The organism is Methylobacterium sp. J-059 (assembly GCF_022829485.1).
GTDB lineage: Bacteria > Pseudomonadota > Alphaproteobacteria > Rhizobiales > Beijerinckiaceae > Methylobacterium.
In genome coordinates this window covers 70,242-90,636 of record NZ_JAKSYA010000123.1, presented here as the reverse complement: position 1 = coordinate 90,636, position 20,395 = coordinate 70,242, and the positions used below count along the sequence as shown (strand labels likewise).

Genomic DNA, 20,395 nt, shown 5'->3' with positions numbered 1-20,395 from the left:
GTCGCGTCCCGACGGGACTTCGCGGCTCCTTATGGCCCGAGACGCGCGACAATCGAAGATGGGGGGCGGCGGCAAATTTGTAACGGCGTGTTTCCCATGCGCGTTTCGGTGTGCGGCATCTCGAGGACGCAAGACGTTGCGTCCGCGAAACCACGCGACAGCTTGCGGCGACGGCGATCAGTACCCGCGGGCTCTGTCCACGCCCGCCGGCACCCGTCCGGTGCTGCGGAAGGCCGCCACGGCCCCGGCGACGATCGCGGCCGCCGAGGCTTCGTCGGTCGGCGCCGCGACGTGGGGCAGGACCGTGACGTTCGGGTGGTCCCAGGCCGGGTGGTCGCGGGGCAGCGGCTCCTGCGCGAACACGTCGAGCACCGCGTGCCCGACCCGTCCGTCATCGAGCGCCAGCCACAGGTCGGCCTCGACGAGGTGGGCGCCGCGGCCGAAGTTGATCACGCCGGCACCCGGCGCCAGCCGGGCGAAGCAGGCGCGATCGAGGATGCCGCGTGTCTCGGCGGTGAGCGGCAGCAGGTTGACGAGGTAGGCCGCGCCGTCCAGCGCCGTGCCGAGGCCGTCGCGGCCGGAATGCGCAATCAACCCCGGAATCGCGGTGCCCGATCGGCTCCAGCCGCGGACGGGAAAGCCGAGCCCGAGCAGCAGCTCGGCCGAGGCCCGCCCCATCTCGCCCATCCCGAGGATCGCAACCGGGCACGCGCCGGCCGCGCGGGCCGGGTGCTGGCGCCATGCGCGGCGGCGTTGCTGCGCGGCGTAGAGCGGGAGATCGCGGTGCAGCGCGAGCACGCAGGCCGCGACGGTCTCGGCCATCGTTCGCGCCAGCGTCGGATCGACGAGACGGACGACGGGGACAGGCGGCAGCGTCGCGTCCTGCAGCAGGCGCTCGACGCCGGCCCACAGGCTGTGCACCCAGGCGAGCGCCGGCAGTCCGGCCAGCGCTCCCGGAACCGGGTTGGCGACGATCGCGATGGCGACCGTCGAGCGATCGAACGGGTCGGCAGCCGTCACGATGCGCTCGTCCGGCATCGCGCGGGCGAGCGCGTCGCGCCAGATCGCCTCCTCGGCGGGCGACTGGCTGGTGGCAAGCAGGACGGGCTCAGGCATGAGGGCGCCTCGATCGGTCGACAGGGTTGGGAATAGCCTCGGCATCGGCTTCGAACGGGCTTCCGTGGCCATCGGCGCGGGGCTGCCTGCGGTTCGGCGCAGGGCTCGCGGCCTTTTCGGATCGGTTCTTCGCGCCAGATATCGGTTTCACTCCCTCGATCCAACCTGTGAGCGAAGAATGGCCAAGCCCGTCCATGCGATGATCCGCGTCCGCGACGAGGCGCGCTCGGTCGCCTATTACGAGGCGGCCTTCGGGCTCGCCATCTCCGACCGCTTCGACTTTCCCGACTTCACCCTCGTCTACATGCGCGCGCCGGATTTGCCCTTCGAGATCGAGCTGACGGTCAACAAGGACCGGACCGACGCCTACGACCTCGGCGACGGCTACGGCCACGTCGCCGTCACCGTCGCGGATCTCGCCGCCGAGCACGCCCGCTTCACCCGCGAGGGGCTTCCGGCGACGGACATGAAGACGCTCAAGCACGGCGACACCGAGCTGGCGCGGTTCTTCTTCGCCACGGACCCCGACGGCTACAAGATCGAGGTGATCCAGCGCGGAGGCCGCTTCGCCTGACCCCGACACGAACCGACGAGACCATGACCCGCATGAACGGCCCGACCCGCATCGTCTGCCTCCGCCACGGCGAATCGACCTTCAACGCCGCCCACCGCGCGACCGGCCGCGATCCCGACCATCGCGACGCCCGCCTGACGCCGCGCGGCCGGGAGCAGGCGCGCGCGGCGCGGGCGGCGCTCTGCGAGATCCCGTTCGACCTCGTGGTGGTCTCGCCGCTGACCCGCGCGATCGAGACGACCGCGCTGGTCTTCGCCGACCATCCGGCCGAGCCGAAGCTCCTCGTCGAGGTGCTGCATCGGGAGTGCCAGGAGAGCAGCTGCGACGTCGGCCGGGTCGCCTCCGAGATCGCGGCGGAGTTCCCGCATCTCGACGTCGGGCACCTGCCCGAGGTGTGGTGGCACGCCGAGGAGGGGTCCGACGTCGGCGGTCATCCGGTCGAGCCGCGGCACCTGTTCGACCAGCGCGTCGCCGGGTTTCGCGAATGGCTGCGCGCGCGTCCCGAGCGGACGATCGCAGTGGTCGGCCACGGTACGTTCTTCTTCCACCTCACCGGCGTCTGGCTCGACAACTGCGAGACCGTCGAGCTCGATCTCGACGCGGCTTCCGCCGCCGCCTGACGCGAACGCGTGATCGCGGCTCAGGCGTGCGCGGCCGATCGGGCGGCGTCGAGGCGGTCGCGCGCGGCGAACAGGTCGATGTCGGGCGCCTGCCGCCCGATCCGCAGCGCGCCGTCGAGGATCACGGCCGCCCGCGCCCACGTGCCCGGGGCGAACGGCGCCGCCCCCTCGGCGATCTCGGCCGCGCAGCGCGGATCCTCCGCTGCGCGGATCGCCGCGCTTGCGGTGCGGGAGACTGCGGCCGCCAACGCTCCGGAGACCCAGGCGCGCTGACCCGATGCGGCCTGCGCCCGCGCTCCGCCCGCCCAGGCGGCCGAACGCGCGGCCGCCAGCGCCTCGTCGAGATCCGCCGCGTCGGCGCAGCGGGTGGCGAGGTCGGCGAATCCGGCCCGCTCGAGCAGCGGCGGCAGAAGGCTGCGGATGCTTTCGAGGGCCAGAAAGGCCGTCCGCTCCGCCTCGACCGCCGGCGTGTCGGCGGAGCCGGACAGGCGCAGGACGAAGGCCATCAAGCGGTGGCGCTCGCCGTCCGGCATCGCGTCGTTGAGGCCGAGCGCGTAGGCCGCGATCGGGCGCGAGAAGCAGGGCGGGCATTCGTCGCTCGACCGGATCGCGCGGTAGGGCAGCCCCGCGGCGACGAGGGCCGCCTCGTTGATGCAGGTGCCGCCGTCGGGTCCCGGAAACGGGTGCGAGCCCGAGAGCAGCCGCCAGTTCAGGATGTGGTCGAACCCTGCCATGCGGCGCCTCGCGTGCCGGGCTCCCTGCCCGGACCGGAGCGTGGCATGGCGGCGTGCCGTTGGCGAGGGGCGATCAGCCGCCGATGTCGAGCGCGAGGCCCGACAGCATCGCCAGCCCGAGCACCAGCACGAAGGCGCCGGCCAGCAGCTCGAGCGCGCCGATCGCCACGACGCCCGCGCGTCCGCGACCGCCGGCGATCCGCAGGGCGGCGCCCTTGGCGAAGACTGCGAGGCTCGCCAGCGCGCCGGTGGTGAGCGCCGTGCCGAGCGCCATGGCGAAGACCGCGAGGACGCCTGCAGCCAGCATGTTCTGCGCGGCGGCGAAGACCAGGATCAGCACCGCTCCGGCGCATGGCCGCGAACCGGCGGCGGCGACCACGCCGGCGCGCTCCCGCCAGGTGTCGAGCGTTTCGAGCGCCCGCGCGTCGGCGAGGCGGGCATGGCCGCATTCGGGGCCGCAGGCGGCGGGCGCGCCGAGGTCGGCGAGGCGCCCGGCCTTGCGCCACGTCACCGCCAGCCCGATCGCGGCGACGAGGGCGAAGCTGACGATCTCGATGGTGTTGCCGGCCCGCGTCATTCCGGCGGCGGTGGCGCCGAGCACGAGGCGGCCGGTCCCGACGATCGCGATCGCCACCAGCGCCTGCAGGATCGCGGCGGCGAAGCTCAAGCCGAAGCCGCGACGCAAGGCCCGCTCGCCGGCGAACAGGTAGCCGGCGATCACGGCCTTGCCGTGCCCGGGGCCGGCGGCGTGGGAAATGCCGTAGGCGAAGCCGAGCGTGACCAGCGGCATCCAGTCGCCGCCGCCCTTGATCGCGGCGAGCGCGGCCTGAAGGCTGCGCGAAAAGCTAGACTGGATCGCCAGGAGCCAGCCGCCGAGCCCGGTCACCGACGGCGCGGCCTCGCGGAAGCCGATGCCGAAGGGCGAGCGCGGCGGCGGCGCCGAGAGGCCGGGCGCCGCGAGCCAGACCAGGCCGGCGAGGATCAGGGCCGCGACTGCGACGGCGGCGGCGACCAGCATCAGCCGCAGCGGCCGGCGGCTTGCGGGCTGGACGGCGAGCGTGGCGCCTACGGACATGCGACGAGGATCCGGTTCGCGAAGTGCATCCCGTAGCCGGAAGCGGCCGTCAGCGCCTCGAAGAACGCCTCGCTCATCCCGGGGGCGCCGGCCTCCGCCGTCTTGGGCTCGGGGGTCTTCGGCCGCGTCACCGTCGCCGCGCAGCCGCTCGGTGCGCCGACGAGCGTCGCGGCATCCGGCGCCTCGGACAGGCCGAAGGACACGAAGTAGGTCGGGTCGTAGACCTCGAGCGCGAGCACGCCGCGCCCCTGCGCGGGCGGCGTCTTCAGCGGCAGGCGGAAGCTCAGGGTGAGCGTGTCGCCCTCCATCGCCATCCGCGGCTCGACCGGGTCGGCGAAGGCCTGCTCCTTGCCGCCGACCTTCAGCTTGGTGAAGTAGCCGAACTCGGCGAGATTCCCGGTGTTCTCGGCGGCGAGGGTCTGAAGCTCGTCCGGCGTCAGCTTGCCGTCCTTGTTCGCGTCGAGCCCCTGGGTGACGAAGGCGGTGTAGGCGGCGTCGAAGGTCCAGACGTGGCGCACCGCGACCACCTTGCCGCCCGCGTACCCGATCTCGGCCTTCGCGGTCACCCAGACGTGCGGGTGGGCCGCTGCGGGCGCGACGGCGAAGGCCAGCCATGCGGCGGCCAGGGCAGGACGAAGGATCGCGGCTGTCGGCTTCATGCGTTTGGGACGCTCGCGGCGCTGTGGTGAAGGATCCGTTAAGCGCGGGCCACCTTGTCCGCAGGCGCTGGGGCGAAAGCGAGGCGGAGCGCGACGCGGCCGATGCGCGGAGCGCTCGAGCGGGTGGCCCGAGGCGTCGTCGTCATGGCCATGGCGGGCCGATCGTATTACCCGAGCGGACCGAAGGTCGGCCGCCGCCCCGGCAAGATCCCGCGCCGTTCGCCCGCACCGTCATCCAACCGTCATGATGGCGTCGCAGGCAGGCGCCGACCCGTCAGGCCAGAGGCTTTCCATGGACTTTCACCGCCGCTTCACCGTGCTGATGTGCGCGCCGGCCTTCGATCCGGACGACCTCGAAGGCGTCCGCGTCGCGCAGATTGTCACCGCGGTCGAGGGGCGCGGCTTCGAGGTGATCCGGGCGCGCCGGGTCGAGGACGCGGCGATCGCCGTGCAGACCGACGCGGCGATCGGCTGCATGGTGGTCGACTGGGGCAAGCGCGGCCTCGACGGCAAGGCGGCCTCGCTGATCGACATGATGCGGCGGCGCGGCCTCGAGATGCCGATCGTCATCCTCGTGCGCCGCAAGCGGCTGGAAGACATCCCGGTCGAGCTGCTCGACTTCATCGACGGCTACATCTTCCTGGCGGAGGAGACGCCGGAATTCATCGCCCGTGGCCTCGTTTCCCGCGTGACCCAGTACGCCGAGACCCTGAAGACGCCGTTCTTCGGCGCGCTTGTCGACTACGCCGAGAAGGGCAACCAGCTCTGGACCTGCCCAGGCCACAACGGCGGCATCTTCTACAACCGCTCGCCGATCGGGCGGATCTTCGTCGAGCATCTCGGCGAGGCGATCTTCCGCGACGACCTCGACAACTCGGTCCTCGACCTCGGCGACCTCCTGACCCACGAGGGGCCGGCGCTGAAGGCGCAGAAGGAGGCGGCGCAGATCTTCGGGGCGGAGAAGACCTACTTCGTCCTCAACGGCACCTCGGCCTCGAACAAGGTCGTGCTCGGGTCTCTGGTCGCGGAGGGCGACCTCGTCCTGTTCGATCGCAACAACCACAAGGCCGCCCATCACGGCGCTCTGATGCTCGCCGGCGGCATCCCGATCTTCCTCGAGACCGACCGCAACGCCTACGGGCTGATCGGGCCGATCTACCACGAGGCCCTGGACGAGACCGCCATCCGCGAGAAGATCCGCCGCAACCCGCTGGTCGAGGACAAGGAGGCGTGGCGCCGCGAGCGTCCGTTCCGCGTCGCGGTGATCGAGCAGTGCACCTACGACGGCACGATCCTCGACGCGCAGGGCGTCGTCGAGCGGATCGGGCACCTGTGCGACTACATCCTGTTCGACGAGGCCTGGGCCGGCTTCATGAAGTTCCACCCGCTCTTCGTCGGCCGCTTCGCCATGGGCCTGAAGGGGCTCGACGAGACCTCACCGGGCATCATCGCCACGCAATCGACCCACAAGCAGCTCGCGAGCTTCAGCCAGGCCTCGCAGATCCACACCAAGGACGGGCACATCCGCGGCCAGACCCGGCGCGTCGAGCACCGCCGCCTCAACGAGAGCTTCCTCGTCCACGCCTCGACCTCGCCGTTCTACCCAATCTTCGCCTCGCTCGACGTCGGGGCGCAGATGATGAAGGGCCGCTCGGGCATGATCCTGTGGGACGACACGATCCGTCTCGGGATCGAGTGGCGCAAGAAGGTCCGCGCCATCCGCCGCGAGTTCGAGGAGAAGGAGGGCGATCCCAACCGGCGCTGGTTCTTCGACGCCTTCGTGCCCGACGTGACCCCCGGCCCGGACGGCGTCAACGTGCCGTGGGAGAGCCTGACGACGGACGTGCTCGCCTCGGACCCCAAGCACTGGGAGCTGCGCCCCGGCGCGCGCTGGCACGGCTTCACCCATGTCGGGCCCGAGACCTCGCCCGGCTACGCGATGACCGACCCGAACAAGCTGACGGTGCTGACGCCGGGCTTCGACCGGGCGACCGGGGAATATGCCGCCCACGGCGTTCCGGCCCCGATCGTCGCGCAGTACCTGCGCGAGAACCGCATCGTCGCCGAGAAGAACGACCTGAACTCGCTGCTCTTCCTGCTGACCCCCGGCGTCGAATCCTCGAAGGCCGGCACGCTGATCTCGGGCCTCGTCGCCTTCAAGCGCCTGCACGACGACAACGTGCTCCTGGAGGACGCGATGCCGGAGTTCGTGCGACGGCGCCCGAACCGCTACCGCGGCGTGCGGCTTCGCGACCTTTGCGCCGACTTCCACGCCTTCCACCGCGAGCACGGCACCTCGATGCTCCAGCGCAAGCAGTTCCAGCCCGAGCACCTGCCCGAGATGGTGATGGCGCCCAAGGCCGCGGCGCAGATGCTGACCCGCAACAACGTCGATTTCGTCCCGATTGCCGAAGCCGAGGGGCGTGTGGCGACGACCTTGCTTCTGGTCTACCCGCCCGGGATCGGCACGGTGCTGCCCGGCGAGCGGATCGATGAGCGGGCCAAGCCGATGCTGGACTATTTCAAGATGTTCGAGCGCTCCGCAAACCTGTTTCCCGGCTTCGAGGCCGAGATCCAGGGCGTGTACCGTCAGGTCGAGCCGGACGGGCAGATCCGCTTCCACACCTACGTCATGCGCGAGGCGCGCTGATGGAGGACGCGGGCCCGGCGGGCGACTTCGCGATCCCAGAGCCGGCCGCGTCCTGCGCCGACATCGTCATCCGCCCGTCGTCGGACGCGGACCTCGCAGCGATGGTGGCGATCTACGAGCACCACATCCGCCGCGGCGTCGGCGACGTCGGCGACTTCGAGGAGGATCGCCTCCTCCCCGACGACCTGCGCCGGCGCCGCAAGACCATGCGCAAGAAGCGCCTGCCCCACCTCGTCGCCGACCGGAACGGCCAGGTCGCGGGCTACGCCTACGCGGTGCCGTTCCGGAAGCGGCCGGCCTACCGCTACACGCTCAAGCATTCGATCTACGTGCATCCCGAGCACCTGCATGCCGGGATCGGCCGGCGCCTGCTGCCGGCGCTGATCGAGGCCTGCGCCGCGGGCGGCTACCGTCAGATGATCGGCTACATCGATTCCGAGAACGCGGCTTCGCTGCGCCTGCACGAGGCCTGCGGCTTCGTCCGCGTCGGCCACCTGCCCGCGGTCGGCTACAAGTACGGCCGCTGGAGCGACAGCGTGATGGTGCAATGCGCCCTCGGCTCCGGCTCCGACGACCAGCCCTCGACGTGGCGGAAGCCGGTGGAGGCGCTGGTGGCGGGGCACGACTGGACCGGGAAGTAGCCGGGGCCCGACGCCCGCCGGTGCGCTGCGGCGAACTCCCGCCGGCGCGGCACGTTGTCGGACACCCGCGCTCGCGGCCCGGCGGACCGTCCATCGCCGTGAGCCGCGCGACCGCCTGCGACAAAGGACCCGGCATGCCCCGCTCCGACAGCCCCGTGCTGCAGCCCTACACCCTCGGCGACCTCACCCTCAGCAACCGCATCGTGATGGCGCCGCTGACCCGGAGCCGTTCCTCGACCGACGGCGTGCCGCCGGATTTCGCCGCCGATTATTACGGCCAGCGCGCCACCGCGGGGCTGATCATCTCGGAGGCGACCAACATCTCGCCGCAGGCCGTCGGCTACGCCTACACGCCGGGGATCTGGTCGGAGGCGCAGGTCGAGGCCTGGCGCCGGATCGTCGGCACGGTGCACGCCAACGGCGGCCGCATCTTCCTGCAGCTCTGGCACACAGGTCGGATCTCGCATCCCGACCTGCAACCGGAACATCGGCCGCCGGTCTCGGCCTCGGCGATCCGGCCGGAGGGCACCGCCTTCACCGAGGAGGGCATGAAGGCGCACGTGACGCCGCGCGCCCTGGAGGCCGACGAGATCCCGGGAATCGTCGAGGATTACCGGCGCGCCGCCGAGAACGCGAAGCGCGCCGGGTTCGACGGCGTCGAGATCCACTCGGCCAACAACTATCTGCTCGAGCAGTTCGTCCGCGATTCGACGAACACGCGCACCGACGCGTATGGCGGATCGATCGAGAACCGGCTGCGGTTTCCGCTCGCGGTGGTGAAGGCGGTCACGGACGTCTGGGGCGGCGGTCACCGCGTCGGCATCCGCCTCTCCCCGGCGACGACCGAGCCCGGCAAGACGCCCCTCGACAGCGATCCGCACGCGACCTTCGGCGCCTACGTCGATGCGCTGTCGCAGTTCGGCCTGCTCTACATCCACACCATCGAGGGCGTGACCCAGCAGACCCGCGACGTGCCCGACAGCGTCGACTTCCTCGACCTGCGGAAGCGCTTCTCAGGGGCCTATGTCGGCAACAACCAGTACACGCTGGAGCTGGCCGAGAAGGAGCTCGCGGATGGGCACGCCGACCTGTTCAGCTTCGGCCGGCCCTACATCGCCAATCCCGACCTCGTGGGACGGCTGGCGTCCGGCGCCCCTCTCGCCGAGGCGCCGAAGCCGTACTGGTACGGCGGCGGTGCCAACGGCTACTCGGATTGGCCCGGCATGAACGGGCCGGTGGCGATCAAGCGCTGACGCTCGGACCCGGCGCGCTCACGGGGCGCGTCAGGCCGCGCGCGAGGATCAGTGCTGCAGGATCTTCGACAGGAACTGCTGCGCGCGCTCGCTGCGCGGCTGGCCGAAAAAGTCGTCCTTGCGGGCGTCCTCGACGATCTCGCCGCGATCCATGAAGATGACCCGGTCGGCGACCTTGCGGGCAAAGCCCATCTCGTGGGTCACCACCATCATGGTCATGCCCTCCTTGGCAAGCTCGACCATCACGTCGAGCACCTCGCCGACCATCTCGGGGTCGAGTGCCGAGGTCGGCTCGTCGAACAGCATCACCACCGGGTTCATCGCCAGCGCGCGGGCGATCGCCACGCGCTGCTGCTGACCGCCGGAGAGCTGACCGGGATACTTGTTGGCGTGCGCCGACAGGCCGACGCGGGCGAGCAGGTCGAGCCCCTTCTTCTTCGCCTCCTCGGCCGGGCGCTTCAGCACCTTGCGCTGCGCGACGGTGAGATTCTCGGTGATCGAGAGGTGCGGAAACAGCTCAAAGTGCTGGAACACCATCCCCACGCGGGAGCGGAGCTTCGGCAGGTCGGTGGCCTTGTCGACGACCTTGGTGTCGTTGACCGTGATCTGGCCCTTCTGGATCGGCTCCAGAGCGTTGACGCACTTGATCAGGGTCGACTTGCCCGAGCCCGAGGGGCCGCAGACCACCACGACCTCGCCCTTGGCGACCTGCGTGGTGCAGTTCGTCAGCACCTGAAAGTCGCCGTACCACTTGCTGACGTTGTCGATGGCGATCATCGGCGCGCCGGTCGCGAGCTTCGGCGGCGGGCTCGACAGCGGGCCGGACTGCAGGCCGGCATCCGTCGGCGCGACGGAGCCGGGAGCGACGGGGGTCTTGGCGGTGGGGGCCGGCATCGGCGTCGAGGTCATAACGCGGTCCTTGTACGGCGATCAGCGGATGATGGCGACGCGGCGCTGCAGCCGGCGCACCAGGAACGAGGCCGAGAAGCACACGGCGAAGTAGACGACCGCGGCGAACAGGTACATCTCGACCAGGCGCCCGTCGCGCTGGGCCACCTTCGAGGCCGCCCCCAGGAAGTCGGTCAGCGACAGCACGTAGACCAGCGAGGTGTCCTGGAAGAGCACGATCGTCTGCGTCAGCAGCAGCGGCAGCATGTTGCGGAAGGCCTGCGGCAGCACGACGGTGATCATCGTCTGCGCGTAGGTCATGCCCAGCGCGTAGGCCGCCCCGGTCTGCCCCTTCGGGATCGACTGGATGCCGGCGCGCATGATCTCGGAGAAGTACGCCGCCTCGAACAGCGTGAAGGTGATGAGCGCTGAGGAGAAGGCGCCGACCTGGATCGGGCGCGAGGCGCCGGTGAGGTAGGCGCCGATATAGGGGACCAGAAAGTAGAACCAGAAGATCACCAGCACGAGCGGCAGGGAGCGCATCAGCTCGACATAGACCTTGGCCACATGCTTGAGGCCGGGCACGCCCGAAAGGCGCGCCATCGCCAGCAGGGTCCCGAGGATGACGCCCATGCCGGCGGCGAGCGCGGTCAGGGTGACGGTGAAGACCATGCCCTGACCGAAGAGGTAGGGCAGCGATCCGAAGACGACGCCGAAATCGAAGTTCGAGAACATCAGCGCTGCCCGGGAACCGCCACGCTGCGCTCCAGGAGGGACGCGAGCAGGATGACGACGAGGTTGATGAGGACGTACAGGATGGTCGCCGCCGTGAACGCTTCGAACACCTGGAACGAGAATTCCTGCATCGAGCGCGCGCGGGCCGTCAGCTCGAGCAGGCCGATGGTGAGGGCGACGGAGGTGTTCTTGAGGTTGTTCAGGAACTCCGAGGTCATCGGCGGCAGGATGATCCGGTAGGCGTTCGGCAGCAGCACGTAGCGATAGGTCTGGTAGACCGTGAAGCCCATCGCCGTGCCGGCGAGGCGCTGGCCCCGGGGCAGCGACTGGATGCCGGCGCGGACCTGCTCGGCGACGCGGGAGGCGGTGAAGAACCCGAGGCAGACGACGCCGGTGTAGAACGGGGCGTTCGGCAGCTGCTTCAGCGCGTTGCCCCACGCCTGCGGCAGCACCTCCGGAAGCACGAAGTACCACAGGAACATCTGCACCAGCAGCGGGATGTTGCGGAACAGCTCGACATAGGCCGTGCCGACGGCATTGGCGCCCTTGGAGGGCAGCGTCCGCATCACGCCGATCAGCGAGCCGAGGAAGAAGGCGATGATCCAGGAGCAGAGCGCGGTCGCGATCGTCCAGACCAGGCCCGAGAGCAGCATGTCGGCGTAGGTGCCGGTGCCTTCGGGCGATTGTTCGAAGAAGATGCTCCAGTTCCAGTTGTAGTTCATCGCCCGCGCTTCACCGTTCTCGTTCGTTCGATCCGTGGCGCGGATCCCGGGCGGCAGCGCCGCCCGGGATCCGCCGGCTCAGGCTCAGTAGGCGGCCGGGTCGGCGCTGTCGCTCGGGCTCTTGAACTGCTTGGCCATCGTCTCGCTCATCGGAAGCTTGAGGTTGATGTTGCGCGGCGGGATCGGCTTCTCGAACCACTTGCTGTAGAGCGCCTTGCCCTCGGGGCTCTCGTACAAAGCCTTCGTCGCGGCATCCGCCACCGCCTTGAACGGCGCGTCGTCCTTGCGCAGCATGATGCCGTAGGGCTCGGGCTTCGACAGGGCTTCCGTCGAGATCTCGTAGGCGTCGGGGGTCTTGGAGCCGGCAACCAGCGAGGCGAGCAGCACGTCGTCCATCACGAAGGCGACGGCACGGCCGGTCTCGACCATCAGGAACGCCTCGGCGTGGTCCTTGGCGGGCAGGATCGTCAGGCCCATGCTCTTGGCGGTGTTGGCCTCGTTGATCTGCTTGATGTTCGTCGTGCCCGAGGTCGAGACCACGGTCTTGCCCTTGAGGTCGTCGATCGTGTGCAGCTTGGCGTCCTTCTTCGAGACGTAGCGCGTCGCCGTCAGGAAGTGGGTGTTGGTGAATGCCGCCTGCTTCTGGCGGTCGGCGTTGTTCGTCGTCGAGCCGCACTCGAGATCGATCGTGCCGTTGGCGATCAGCGGGATGCGGGTCGCGGAGGTGACCGGGTTGAGCTTCACCTCCATGCCCGGGAGCTTGAGCTCCTTCTTCACCGCCTCGGCGATCTTGAGGCAGATGTCCATCGCGTAGCCGACCGGCTTCTGGTCGCCGTCGAGGTAGGAGAACGGAACCGAGGAATCACGGTAGCCGATGGTGAGGGCGTTGGTGTCCTTCACCTTCTTCAGCGTGCCGGTCAGCTCCTGGGCCTGCGCGCCGGCGGAGACCACGGCCGCGCCGAGCGCGAGGGCGGCCACGATCCCGCGACGATCGAACTTGGATTGCGTCAAAACGAAACTCCCGAAACGAGCCGCACGAACATGGCGGCGTGTGGCGGACGCGCAGAAAGCGGCCGGCGCTGGCCGTGCCTCTGCAATGATGGTGCCGGAACGGGGGCGGGCGAAGCAAGCTTGGCCGATATGGCGGGGACAACTCTCGCGAGCATCGGGACCGGGTCGTCCCGCACTGTCGCGGGACCGGGACCGATTTCGGTCTTCGTCCGTAAGCGGTCTGCCCGCATGGAGCGAGGCCGTCGCGCGTCGGCGTTCACAGGTTCCACCCGGTTGTCGATCCGAACCTCGGAGCCGGGCAATTTCGCCCATGCAGGGTGCAGTGTGCACGTTTCGTGAGCGGGCGCACCGGGAATCCGGGGTTCGGCGACAATTATGCCTGGAAAACCGCCAATCTGTCTCGCCGCGTGGGCATGAAAGAGCCGCCCCGCGTGGTGCGGGACGGCTCGGACGCGGCGACGCGAGGACGCGCTACTTGGTCAGCTCGTTGCCGGCGTAATCGATGTTGCCGGCCGCGTTCTTCTTCCACTGGTACATCACGTAGTCGGGCTTCGTGATGTCGCCCTTCTTGTCGTAGGCGATCGGGCCGACGACGGTGTCGACCGGCTTGCCCTGGTGCAGCCAGTCCGCGAGCTTCTTGCCGTCGGTCGACCCGGTCTCGGACATGGCCTTGGCCAGCACCTGGACCGCGGCGTACGAGTAGAGGGTGTAGCCTTCCGGATCGATGCCCTTCGCCTTGAAGCCGGCGAGCGCGTCCTTGGCGTTGGGGTTCTTGCGCGCGTCCGGCGGGAACGTCGTCAGCGTGCCCTCCGCCGCCGGCCCGGCGATCGCCACCAGCTCCTTGTCGACGAGGCCGTCGCCGCCCATCAGCGGCGCCTTCAGGCCCTGGTCGCTCATCTGGCGCAGGATCAGGCCGGCTTCGGTGTAGTAGCCGCCGAAGTAGACCACGTCGATCTTGGCGGATTTCAGCTTCGACACGAGCGCCGAATAGTCCTTCTCGCCCGGGTTGATGCCCTCGTAGATCGCGTCCTTGCCGCCCTTGGCCTTCAGCGCCTTCAGGGTCTCGTCGGCGAGACCCTTGCCGTAGGGGGTCTTGTCGTGGACGAAGGCGATCTTCTTGCCCTTGAAGTGCGTGGCGAGATACTCGCCCGCGACCGCGCCCTGCTGGTCGTCGCGGCCGCAGGTGCGGAACACGTTCCAGAGGCCGCGCTCGGTGAACTTCACCGCCGTCGAGGCCGGCGTGACCTGGATGATGCCGGCGTCCTGGTAGACGTCGGAGGCCGGGATCGAGACGCCGGAATTGTAGTCGCCGACCACCACCTTCACGCCGTCGGAGGCGAACTTGTTGGCGACCGAGACGCCCTGCTTCGGATCGGACGCGTCGTCGCCGACGAGGACCGAGAACGTCGTGCCCTTCACCGCCCCGGACTTGTTCAGGTCCTCGACGGCCTGGGTGGCGCCGTTCTTGAGCTGCGTGCCGATCGCGGCGCTGTTGCCGGTGATCGGCGCGGCGATGCCGAGCTTGACCTCGGCCGCCTGGGCCGCCGCGAGCATGGCACCGAGCCCGAGGCCCGCCAGTAGTAACGCTCTCATCTCAAATCCCCTTGGTTGTGACCTGAATTCGGACCGTCGGCGCCGGGCAAGAATCGTGCGCTCGGCACGCGCGCGCGCCGATTGAGATCACGGCCCGCCGGCCGCCGGCTCGCGTGTCCGCCACGTCAGCGGCGAAGTCCGCTCGTAGAGCCAGCGATACTGGGTCGTCATCTGCCGCGTCCGCGTCCAGCGGTAGCCCGCCGCGCCGACGATCATGACGACGATGGCGTCGACCGCATAGTATTGGGCTGACAAAAGCGTGCCGCCGAATAGCGCGAAGTGGATGAATCGCACCGCCGCCGCCACCGCGAGGAGCGCCGGCACGATCTGCCAGAACGGGCGCCATGCCTTGGCCAGGCCGCGGGCGGCCATCCACCCGGCCCAGCCGCCCATCGCGACGGTGACGAGGAGGAAGAGGCCGATCGACTCCTCTTCGTAGATCAGGCCCTGCATCGCGTCAGACCTCCACCGGGGCGCCGTGGCCGCCCTCGAGATAGGCGGCCTTGATCGCGGGGTCGGCGAGCAGCGCCCGGCCGGTGCCGCTCATGGTGATGCGCCCGTTGACCAGCACGTAGCCGCGATGCGCCAGCTTCAGCGCGTGGTAGGCGTTCTGCTCCACGAGGAAGATCGTCATGCCGTCGCGCCGATTGAGGTCGCGCACCGCGTCGAAGATGCCCTTCACCACCAGCGGCGCGAGTCCGAGCGAGGGCTCGTCGAGCAGCAGGAGGCGCGGCCGGCTCATCAGCGCGCGGGCGATGGCCAGCATCTGCTGCTCGCCGCCGGACATGGTGCCGGCGCGCTGGGTCAGGCGCTCCTTCAGGCGGGGGAACAGGGCGCAGACGCGCTCCAGGTCCTGGGCGAAGTACCGCCCGTCGTGGAGCGCGGCGCCCATCTGCAGGTTCTCGTGCACGCTCATGCGCGGGAAGACCCGGCGGCCCTCCGGCGACTGCGCGATCGCGAGCCGCGCGATCTCGTGGGTCGGCAGGCGGGTGATGTCGCGCCCGTCGTAGGTGATGGTGCCTTCGCGCGCCTGCGGCGCCCCGAAGATCGTCATCATCAGGGTCGACTTGCCGGCGCCGTTGGCGCCGATCAGCGTGACGATCTCGCCCTCGGTGACGTCGAGATCGACGCCGCGCAAAGCCGCGACGCTGCCGTAGTAGGTCGAGACGCCGCGCACCGCGAGCAGGGTCTTGGCCGGAGCCTTCCCCGCCGCGAGCGCCCGGGTCTCCTCCACGAGCACGTTGATCCCGGCGACGCTCAAGCCTCGACCTCCAGATGGGTGACGGTGAGGCCGACCTCCGCCTCGACGGCCTCGACCTCCTCGTCCTCGACGCCGAGATAGGCGGCGATGACGCGCGGGTCGGCCCGGACCTCGCCGGGGGTGCCGTCAGCGATCTTCACGCCGTAATCGAGCACGACGACGTGGTCGGAGATCTCCATCACCACGGACATGTCGTGCTCGATCAGCAGCACGGAGGTGTCGTGCGCGTCGCGGATGTGGCGCAGCAGCGCGTTGAGCTCGCCCGATTCGCGCGGGTTGAGGCCGGCGGCCGGCTCGTCGAGGCAGAGCAGCACCGGCTCGGTGCACATCGCGCGGGCGATCTCGAGCCGGCGTTGGGCGCCGTAGGGCAGGTCGCCGGCGGGGTCATCGGCCCGCTCGATCAGGCCGATGCGGACGAGCCACTCCTTCGCCCGCTCGATCGCCGCGGCCTCGGCCCGGCGGTAGACCGGCAGGCCGAGCAGCCCGAGCACGGTCATGCCCGACGCCCGCATCAGCGGCGCGTGCTGGGCGACGAGAAGGTTCTCCAGCACCGTCATCCCCTGGAACAGGCGGATGTTCTGGAAGGTGCGCGCGACCCGGCCGATCCGGTTCACGGCATGGTTCGGCAGGCGCTCCAGCAGATGCTTCGAGCCGTCGGCATGGGCGAGCGTCAGCATCCCCTCGGTCGGCTTGTAGAAGCCGGTGATGCAGTTGAAGACGGTGGTCTTGCCGGCGCCGTTCGGCCCGATCAGCGCGGTGATGTCACCGCGATGGGCCTGGAACGACAGGTCGCCGACGGCTGTCAGCCCGCCGAAGCGCATGGTCAGGTGGTCGACGGTCAGCACGGCGTCGGCGCGGGTGGTCGGCTCGGTCATCAGCCGTGGCCCTCGCTGACATGCGCGCCCGAGATCGCGCGGCGCTCGCCCAGCGCCACCGAGGGCGTTCGCTCCGAGATCAGCCCGCGCGGGCGCCAGACCATCATCGCCACCATGGCGAGGCCGAACAGCAGCAGGCGGTACTCGTTCGGGTCGAAGCCCTGGCCGAAGATGGACTTCAGGAAGCCGAGGTCTCGCAGCATCTCGGGGCCGCCGACCATCGCCACCGCGGCGATGGCGACGCCGACCTGGCTGCCCATGCCGCCGAGCACCACGATCGCCAGGATGATCGCACTCTCTAGGAAGTTGAAGCTCTCCGGGGAGATGAACCCCTGGCGCACGGCGAAGAACGAGCCGGCGAAACCGCCGAAGGCAGCGCCGAGGGCGAAGGCCGTCAGCTTCGTCGTGGTGGTGTTGATGCCGAGCGAGCGGCAGGCGATCTCGTCCTCGCGCAGGGCCTCCCAAGCGCGGCCGATCGGCAGCCGCCGCAGCCGCAGCGTCACGACGTTGGTAATTAGGGCGAGCGCGAGGATGAGGTAGTACAGGAACACGACCCGGTGCATCGAGTCGAAGGTCAGCCCGAAGCGGGCGGCGAACCCGTCCTCGCCCGCGGTGAAGGGGATGCCGAAGAAGGTCGCGCGCGGGATCGACGAGATGCCGGCGCCGCCACCGGTGACGTCGACCCAGTTGATCAGGACGAGGCGGATGATCTCGCCGAAGGCCAGCGTCACGATGGCGAGGTAGTCGCCGCGCAGGCGCAGCACGGGGAAGCCGAGCAGCATGCCCCACAGGGCGGCGAACAGGCCCGCGAGCGGCAGGCAGATCCAGAACGACAGGCCGAAGGTGGTGGAGAGCAGCGCGTAGGAGTAGGCGCCGACCGCGTAGAAGGCGACGTAGCCGAGATCGAGCAGGCCGGCGAGGCCGACGACGATGTTGAGGCCCCAGCCGAGCATCACGTAGGTGAGGATCAGGATGCCGAGGTCGATCCAGTAGCGTCCCTCCCCGAGGCTGCCGCTCGCGAGCGCGGCGACGACGGGCAGCGTCAGCGCCACGCCGATGAACAGCCACAGGGCCAGCATCGAGACCCGCTGCCCGGCATTCGGCATGCCGGCGACGGCTTCCGTCGCCTGGGACCGCGACGGCCTGAGCGCGCGGCGGGCGTCGCGGCGCATCAGGACCAATCGCTGCGCGAGGCGGGCCAGGAAGATCGCGGCGCAGAGCCCGGCGACGAGAACCCAGCGCGGCGTCAGCTCGAGCCCGCCGGTGGGGCCGGCATCGGTCCGGAAGCTGACCACGGGCACGCAGAGCGCGAAGGCTCCGAGCGCGTAGATGGCGGCATCCTTCAGGATGCCGGTGAGGCCGTCGGCCCCGCGGGTGGCAGCGGCCATCAGACCTTCTCGACCTCGGCGCGGCCGAGAATCCCCGACGGCATGAAGATGAGCACCACGGCGAGAATCGAGAACGCGGCCACGTCCTTGTACTCGATCGAGAAATAGGCCGACCAGAACGTCTCGATCAGCCCGATGATCAGGCCGCCCAGCACCGCGCCCGGCAGCGAGCCGATGCCGCCCAGCACCGCGGCAGTGAAGGCCTTCACGCCGGGCACGAAGCCGTCGGAGAAGGAGACCACGCCGTAATACATCAGGTAGAGCACGCCCGCGACGGCCGCGAGCGCGGCGCCGAGCACGAAGGTCAGCGAGATCGTGCGGTCGACGTCGATGCCCAGCAGCGCCGCCATCTTGCGGTCCTGCTCGCAGGCGCGCTGCGCCCGGCCGAAGGGCGTGCGCTGGACGAGGTACCAGAAGCCGGTGAGCAGCACCGCGGTCACCGCCATGATCAGGCACTGCTTGTAGGACAGGAACACCTGGAACCCGTCGGTCTCGAACAGGGTGATCCCGCCCGAGAGCATCGGCGGCAGCGGCTTGTTGCGCGCGCCCTGCGTCACCTGGACGAAGTTCGAGAGGAAGATCGAGACCCCGATCGCCGAGATCAGCGGCGCCAGCCGGAACGACCCGCGCAACGGCCGGTAGGCGACCCGCTCGATCGCCCAGCCCCAGAGCGCGGTCAGCACCATCGAGACGACGAGCACGATCAGGAAGGCCAGGGCGATCGAGGCGACGCCGAGCCAGGCGGTGAGGATCAGGAAGCCGATCAGCGCGATGAAGCTCGACACCATGAAGACGTCGCCGTGCGCGAAGTTGACCATGCCGATGATGCCGAACACCATCGTGTAGCCGATCGCGATCAGGCCGTAGATCGACCCGAGCGTCAGCCCGTTGATCAACTGCTGTACGAAGACATCCATCGCGTGTCCGTCTCTCTCGCCCGCGGCCGGCGGCGCATGGCGTATGGGGCAAGGCCGGGCAGGGCAAGTCCCGAACCGGCAGATCCCGGACGCGCAAGTCCCGTACCGCACGAGCGGCGCCGCCGCCACACCGTGCGACGCCCCTCAACCGCAACCGGCCGCGCCCGTGCCGGAGCATAGCCCTCGGCGCGACGAAAACGCCACGCCGGAAAATCCAATCCCCGCGGAAAACAAAAGTCGCGGACCCACGGATTAAACCGTCCTGGCCGCTTGCGCATGGCGCGCTTCCTGCTTCACATTCGTTAACGCGAAGTCTCGTGCCGGCTCGCTTTCGCCCAGGAGTTCCCGATGACAGGTTCGCGGCTGACCACCTTGATCTTCGTCGGGATGCTGCTCGGCATCGTCGTCGGATACCTGTGCAGCATCACCTGGCCGGACCCGCAGACCTCCAAGGAGATCGCCGGCTACATCGCGCTGATCAGCGACATCTTCCTGCGGCTGATCAAGATGATCATCGCCCCGCTCGTGTTCTCGACGCTCGTCGTCGGCATCGCCCATCTCGGCGACACCGCCAGCGTCGGCCGCGTTGGCGGCAAGGCGCTGCTGTGGTTCGTCGGCGCCTCGTTCTGCTCGCTGATGCTCGGCCTCGTGCTCGTCAACATCATGCAGCCCGGCCACAACCTGAACCTGCCGCTGCCCGACGTCGGCGCCGGCACCGGCCTCAAGGCGGCCTCGCTGTCGCTGAAGGAGTTCGTCACCCACCTCGTGCCCAAGAGCGCAGTCGAGGCGATGGCCAACAACGAGATCCTGCAGATCGTCGTGTTCTCGATCTTCTTCGGCGTGGCGCTCGCCGCGCTCGGCGAGAAGGGCGCGTTCCTGGCCAAGGGCATCGAGGGCCTCGCCGACGTGATGCTCAAGGTCACCGGCTACGTGATGCTGTTCGCCCCCGTCGCGGTGTTCGCGGCGATCGCGGCGACGATCACCACGCAGGGCATCGGCGTGCTGGTGACCTACGGCAAGTTCCTGGTCGAATTCTACATCGGGCTGGGCGTGCTCTGGGGCGCGCTCATGGGCGTCGGCTTCCTGCTGCTCGGCGGAGCCGGGATCAAGCGGCTGTTCAACCTGATCAAGGAGCCGTTCGTGCTCGCCTTCTCGACCGCGTCGAGCGAGGCGGCCTACCCGAAGATGCTGACCAACCTCGAGCAGTTCGGCGTGCCCAACCGCATCACCTCGTTCGTGCTGCCGATGGGCTACTCGTTCAACCTCGACGGCTCGATGATGTACTGCACCTTCGCGGTGATGTTCATCGCGCAGGCTTACAACATCCCCCTCACCTGGGGTCAGCAGCTGACGATGCTGTTCCTGCTGATGGTGACCTCGAAGGGCATGGCCGGCGTGCCGCGCGCCTCGCTCGTGGTGATCTCGGCGACGCTGACGCAGTTCAACATCCCCGAAGCCGGGCTGCTGCTGATCATCGGCATCGACCAGTTCCTCGACATGGGCCGCTCGGCCACCAACGTGCTCGGCAACAGCATCGCCACCGTGGCCGTCGCCAAGTGGGAGGGGCAGCTCTCGACGAGCGACCAGCGCCTCGACCACGTCGGCGCCGTGGCGGCGGCCGAGTAGGCGGTCGTCCGATCCGGGACCGGCCGCCGGTCCCGATCCCTTCCCGCTGCCCGGATC

The 20,395-nt window shown here is 69.5% G+C and carries 20 protein-coding genes; 6 read left to right on the top strand and 14 right to left on the bottom strand.

The features are described 5' to 3' along the window. Window positions 1-177 precede the first annotated feature (177 nt). Window positions 178-1,116: a 2-hydroxyacid dehydrogenase gene (locus tag MKK55_RS17650; RefSeq protein WP_243936834.1), complete on the bottom strand. Its 939-nt coding sequence runs from the start codon at window positions 1,114-1,116 to the stop codon at window positions 178-180. 178 nt (window positions 1,117-1,294) lie between these two features. Between MKK55_RS17650 and MKK55_RS17645 the strand changes: the two genes are divergently transcribed. Next, window positions 1,295-1,690, top strand: a complete 396-nt coding sequence (locus tag MKK55_RS17645) for a VOC family protein (RefSeq protein ID WP_243936833.1) — start codon at window positions 1,295-1,297, stop codon at window positions 1,688-1,690. A gap of 23 nt (window positions 1,691-1,713) precedes the next feature. Next, window positions 1,714-2,310 carry a histidine phosphatase family protein gene (locus tag MKK55_RS17640; protein ID WP_243931913.1) on the top strand — a complete coding sequence of 199 codons (597 nt, stop codon included), beginning with the start codon at window positions 1,714-1,716 and terminating at the stop codon, window positions 2,308-2,310. 20 nt (window positions 2,311-2,330) lie between these two features. Here the strand turns inward: MKK55_RS17640 and MKK55_RS17635 are convergent, their stop codons facing one another. The 3 genes from MKK55_RS17635 to MKK55_RS17625 form a co-directional block, all read right to left on the bottom strand. Continuing rightward, window positions 2,331-3,044 (bottom strand): hypothetical protein, encoded by a 714-nt coding sequence (locus MKK55_RS17635; protein WP_243936830.1) that lies wholly within the window; start codon window positions 3,042-3,044, stop codon window positions 2,331-2,333. 73 nt (window positions 3,045-3,117) lie between these two features. Beyond that, on the bottom strand, window positions 3,118-4,119 hold the full coding sequence (locus MKK55_RS17630; RefSeq protein ID WP_243936828.1) for a nickel/cobalt transporter: 1,002 nt from the start codon (window positions 4,117-4,119) through the stop codon (window positions 3,118-3,120). Next, window positions 4,110-4,778, bottom strand: coding sequence for a DUF1007 family protein (locus MKK55_RS17625; protein WP_243936826.1), 669 nt, complete (start codon window positions 4,776-4,778; stop codon window positions 4,110-4,112). The genes MKK55_RS17630 and MKK55_RS17625 overlap by 10 nt, the downstream gene beginning before the upstream one ends. Before the next feature lie 292 nt (window positions 4,779-5,070). Between MKK55_RS17625 and MKK55_RS17620 the strand changes: the two genes are divergently transcribed. The 3 genes from MKK55_RS17620 to MKK55_RS17610 all read left to right on the top strand — a co-directional run bounded on the left by MKK55_RS17620 (window position 5,071) and on the right by MKK55_RS17610 (window position 9,322). Beyond that, window positions 5,071-7,428, top strand: coding sequence for an Orn/Lys/Arg decarboxylase N-terminal domain-containing protein (locus MKK55_RS17620; RefSeq protein WP_147842259.1), 2,358 nt, complete (start codon window positions 5,071-5,073; stop codon window positions 7,426-7,428). Continuing rightward, window positions 7,428-8,069, top strand: coding sequence for a GNAT family N-acetyltransferase (locus MKK55_RS17615; RefSeq protein WP_147725906.1), 642 nt, complete (start codon window positions 7,428-7,430; stop codon window positions 8,067-8,069). The genes MKK55_RS17620 and MKK55_RS17615 overlap by 1 nt, the downstream gene beginning before the upstream one ends. Before the next feature lie 134 nt (window positions 8,070-8,203). Continuing rightward, window positions 8,204-9,322, top strand: a complete 1,119-nt coding sequence (locus MKK55_RS17610) for an alkene reductase (RefSeq protein ID WP_243936824.1) — start codon at window positions 8,204-8,206, stop codon at window positions 9,320-9,322. Between the two features lie 48 nt (window positions 9,323-9,370). Here the strand turns inward: MKK55_RS17610 and MKK55_RS17605 are convergent, their stop codons facing one another. From MKK55_RS17605 to MKK55_RS17560, 10 genes are all read right to left on the bottom strand, one after another. Continuing rightward, entirely contained in the window at window positions 9,371-10,099 is a 729-nt protein-coding gene (locus MKK55_RS17605) for an amino acid ABC transporter ATP-binding protein (protein ID WP_147725919.1), read from the bottom strand. A 153-nt stretch (window positions 10,100-10,252) separates the two neighbouring features. Next, on the bottom strand, window positions 10,253-10,945 hold the full coding sequence (locus tag MKK55_RS17600; protein WP_147725908.1) for an amino acid ABC transporter permease: 693 nt from the start codon (window positions 10,943-10,945) through the stop codon (window positions 10,253-10,255). Continuing rightward, window positions 10,945-11,667 (bottom strand): amino acid ABC transporter permease, encoded by a 723-nt coding sequence (locus MKK55_RS17595; RefSeq protein ID WP_243936822.1) that lies wholly within the window; start codon window positions 11,665-11,667, stop codon window positions 10,945-10,947. The genes MKK55_RS17600 and MKK55_RS17595 overlap by 1 nt, the downstream gene beginning before the upstream one ends. An 84-nt stretch (window positions 11,668-11,751) precedes the next feature. Continuing rightward, window positions 11,752-12,648 carry an amino acid ABC transporter substrate-binding protein gene (locus MKK55_RS17590; RefSeq protein WP_409566083.1) on the bottom strand — a complete coding sequence of 299 codons (897 nt, stop codon included), beginning with the start codon at window positions 12,646-12,648 and terminating at the stop codon, window positions 11,752-11,754. Window positions 12,649-13,149: 501 nt separating this feature from the next. Continuing rightward, entirely contained in the window at window positions 13,150-14,271 is a 1,122-nt protein-coding gene (locus tag MKK55_RS17585; protein WP_147842261.1) for a branched-chain amino acid ABC transporter substrate-binding protein, read from the bottom strand. An 87-nt stretch (window positions 14,272-14,358) separates the two neighbouring features. Continuing rightward, on the bottom strand, window positions 14,359-14,724 hold the full coding sequence (locus tag MKK55_RS17580) for a DUF6867 family protein (protein WP_147842262.1): 366 nt from the start codon (window positions 14,722-14,724) through the stop codon (window positions 14,359-14,361). A 4-nt stretch (window positions 14,725-14,728) separates the two neighbouring features. Further along, window positions 14,729-15,532: an ABC transporter ATP-binding protein gene (locus tag MKK55_RS17575; RefSeq protein ID WP_147725912.1), complete on the bottom strand. Its 804-nt coding sequence runs from the start codon at window positions 15,530-15,532 to the stop codon at window positions 14,729-14,731. Beyond that, window positions 15,529-16,407 (bottom strand): ABC transporter ATP-binding protein, encoded by an 879-nt coding sequence (locus MKK55_RS17570; protein WP_147725913.1) that lies wholly within the window; start codon window positions 16,405-16,407, stop codon window positions 15,529-15,531. Before MKK55_RS17570 ends, MKK55_RS17575 begins: the two co-directional genes overlap by 4 nt. Further along, window positions 16,407-17,795, bottom strand: coding sequence for a high-affinity branched-chain amino acid ABC transporter permease LivM (gene livM, locus MKK55_RS17565; protein WP_243936818.1), 1,389 nt, complete (start codon window positions 17,793-17,795; stop codon window positions 16,407-16,409). The genes MKK55_RS17570 and livM overlap by 1 nt, the downstream gene beginning before the upstream one ends. Then, window positions 17,795-18,712: a branched-chain amino acid ABC transporter permease gene (locus MKK55_RS17560; RefSeq protein WP_147725915.1), complete on the bottom strand. Its 918-nt coding sequence runs from the start codon at window positions 18,710-18,712 to the stop codon at window positions 17,795-17,797. Before MKK55_RS17560 ends, livM begins: the two co-directional genes overlap by 1 nt. Before the next feature lie 348 nt (window positions 18,713-19,060). Between MKK55_RS17560 and MKK55_RS17555 the strand changes: the two genes are divergently transcribed. Beyond that, window positions 19,061-20,338 carry a dicarboxylate/amino acid:cation symporter gene (locus MKK55_RS17555; protein ID WP_147725916.1) on the top strand — a complete coding sequence of 426 codons (1,278 nt, stop codon included), beginning with the start codon at window positions 19,061-19,063 and terminating at the stop codon, window positions 20,336-20,338. Window positions 20,339-20,395 lie beyond the last annotated feature (57 nt).

Bases quoted from the DNA above. Each gene is read 5' to 3' on its own strand.
- MKK55_RS17610 (WP_243936824.1), top strand. From the start codon at position 8,204: ATGCCCCGCTCCGACAGCCCCGTGCTGCAGCCCTACACCCTCGGCGAC.
- MKK55_RS17585 (WP_147842261.1), bottom strand. From the start codon at position 14,271: ATGAGAGCGTTACTACTGGCGGGCCTCGGGCTCGGTGCCATGCTCGCG.
- MKK55_RS17570 (WP_147725913.1), bottom strand. From the start codon at position 16,407: ATGACCGAGCCGACCACCCGCGCCGACGCCGTGCTGACCGTCGACCAC.
- MKK55_RS17630 (WP_243936828.1), bottom strand. From the start codon at position 4,119: ATGTCCGTAGGCGCCACGCTCGCCGTCCAGCCCGCAAGCCGCCGGCCG.
- MKK55_RS17650 (WP_243936834.1), bottom strand. From the start codon at position 1,116: ATGCCTGAGCCCGTCCTGCTTGCCACCAGCCAGTCGCCCGCCGAGGAG.
- MKK55_RS17580 (WP_147842262.1), bottom strand. From the start codon at position 14,724: ATGCAGGGCCTGATCTACGAAGAGGAGTCGATCGGCCTCTTCCTCCTC.
- livM (WP_243936818.1), bottom strand. From the start codon at position 17,795: ATGGCCGCTGCCACCCGCGGGGCCGACGGCCTCACCGGCATCCTGAAG.
- MKK55_RS17635 (WP_243936830.1), bottom strand. From the start codon at position 3,044: ATGGCAGGGTTCGACCACATCCTGAACTGGCGGCTGCTCTCGGGCTCG.
- MKK55_RS17555 (WP_147725916.1), top strand. From the start codon at position 19,061: ATGACAGGTTCGCGGCTGACCACCTTGATCTTCGTCGGGATGCTGCTC.
- MKK55_RS17605 (WP_147725919.1), bottom strand. From the start codon at position 10,099: ATGATCGCCATCGACAACGTCAGCAAGTGGTACGGCGACTTTCAGGTG.
- MKK55_RS17615 (WP_147725906.1), top strand. From the start codon at position 7,428: ATGGAGGACGCGGGCCCGGCGGGCGACTTCGCGATCCCAGAGCCGGCC.
- MKK55_RS17625 (WP_243936826.1), bottom strand. From the start codon at position 4,778: ATGAAGCCGACAGCCGCGATCCTTCGTCCTGCCCTGGCCGCCGCATGG.
- MKK55_RS17595 (WP_243936822.1), bottom strand. From the start codon at position 11,667: ATGAACTACAACTGGAACTGGAGCATCTTCTTCGAACAATCGCCCGAA.
- MKK55_RS17600 (WP_147725908.1), bottom strand. From the start codon at position 10,945: ATGTTCTCGAACTTCGATTTCGGCGTCGTCTTCGGATCGCTGCCCTAC.
- MKK55_RS17645 (WP_243936833.1), top strand. From the start codon at position 1,295: ATGGCCAAGCCCGTCCATGCGATGATCCGCGTCCGCGACGAGGCGCGC.
- MKK55_RS17620 (WP_147842259.1), top strand. From the start codon at position 5,071: ATGGACTTTCACCGCCGCTTCACCGTGCTGATGTGCGCGCCGGCCTTC.
- MKK55_RS17640 (WP_243931913.1), top strand. From the start codon at position 1,714: ATGACCCGCATGAACGGCCCGACCCGCATCGTCTGCCTCCGCCACGGC.
- MKK55_RS17560 (WP_147725915.1), bottom strand. From the start codon at position 18,712: ATGGATGTCTTCGTACAGCAGTTGATCAACGGGCTGACGCTCGGGTCG.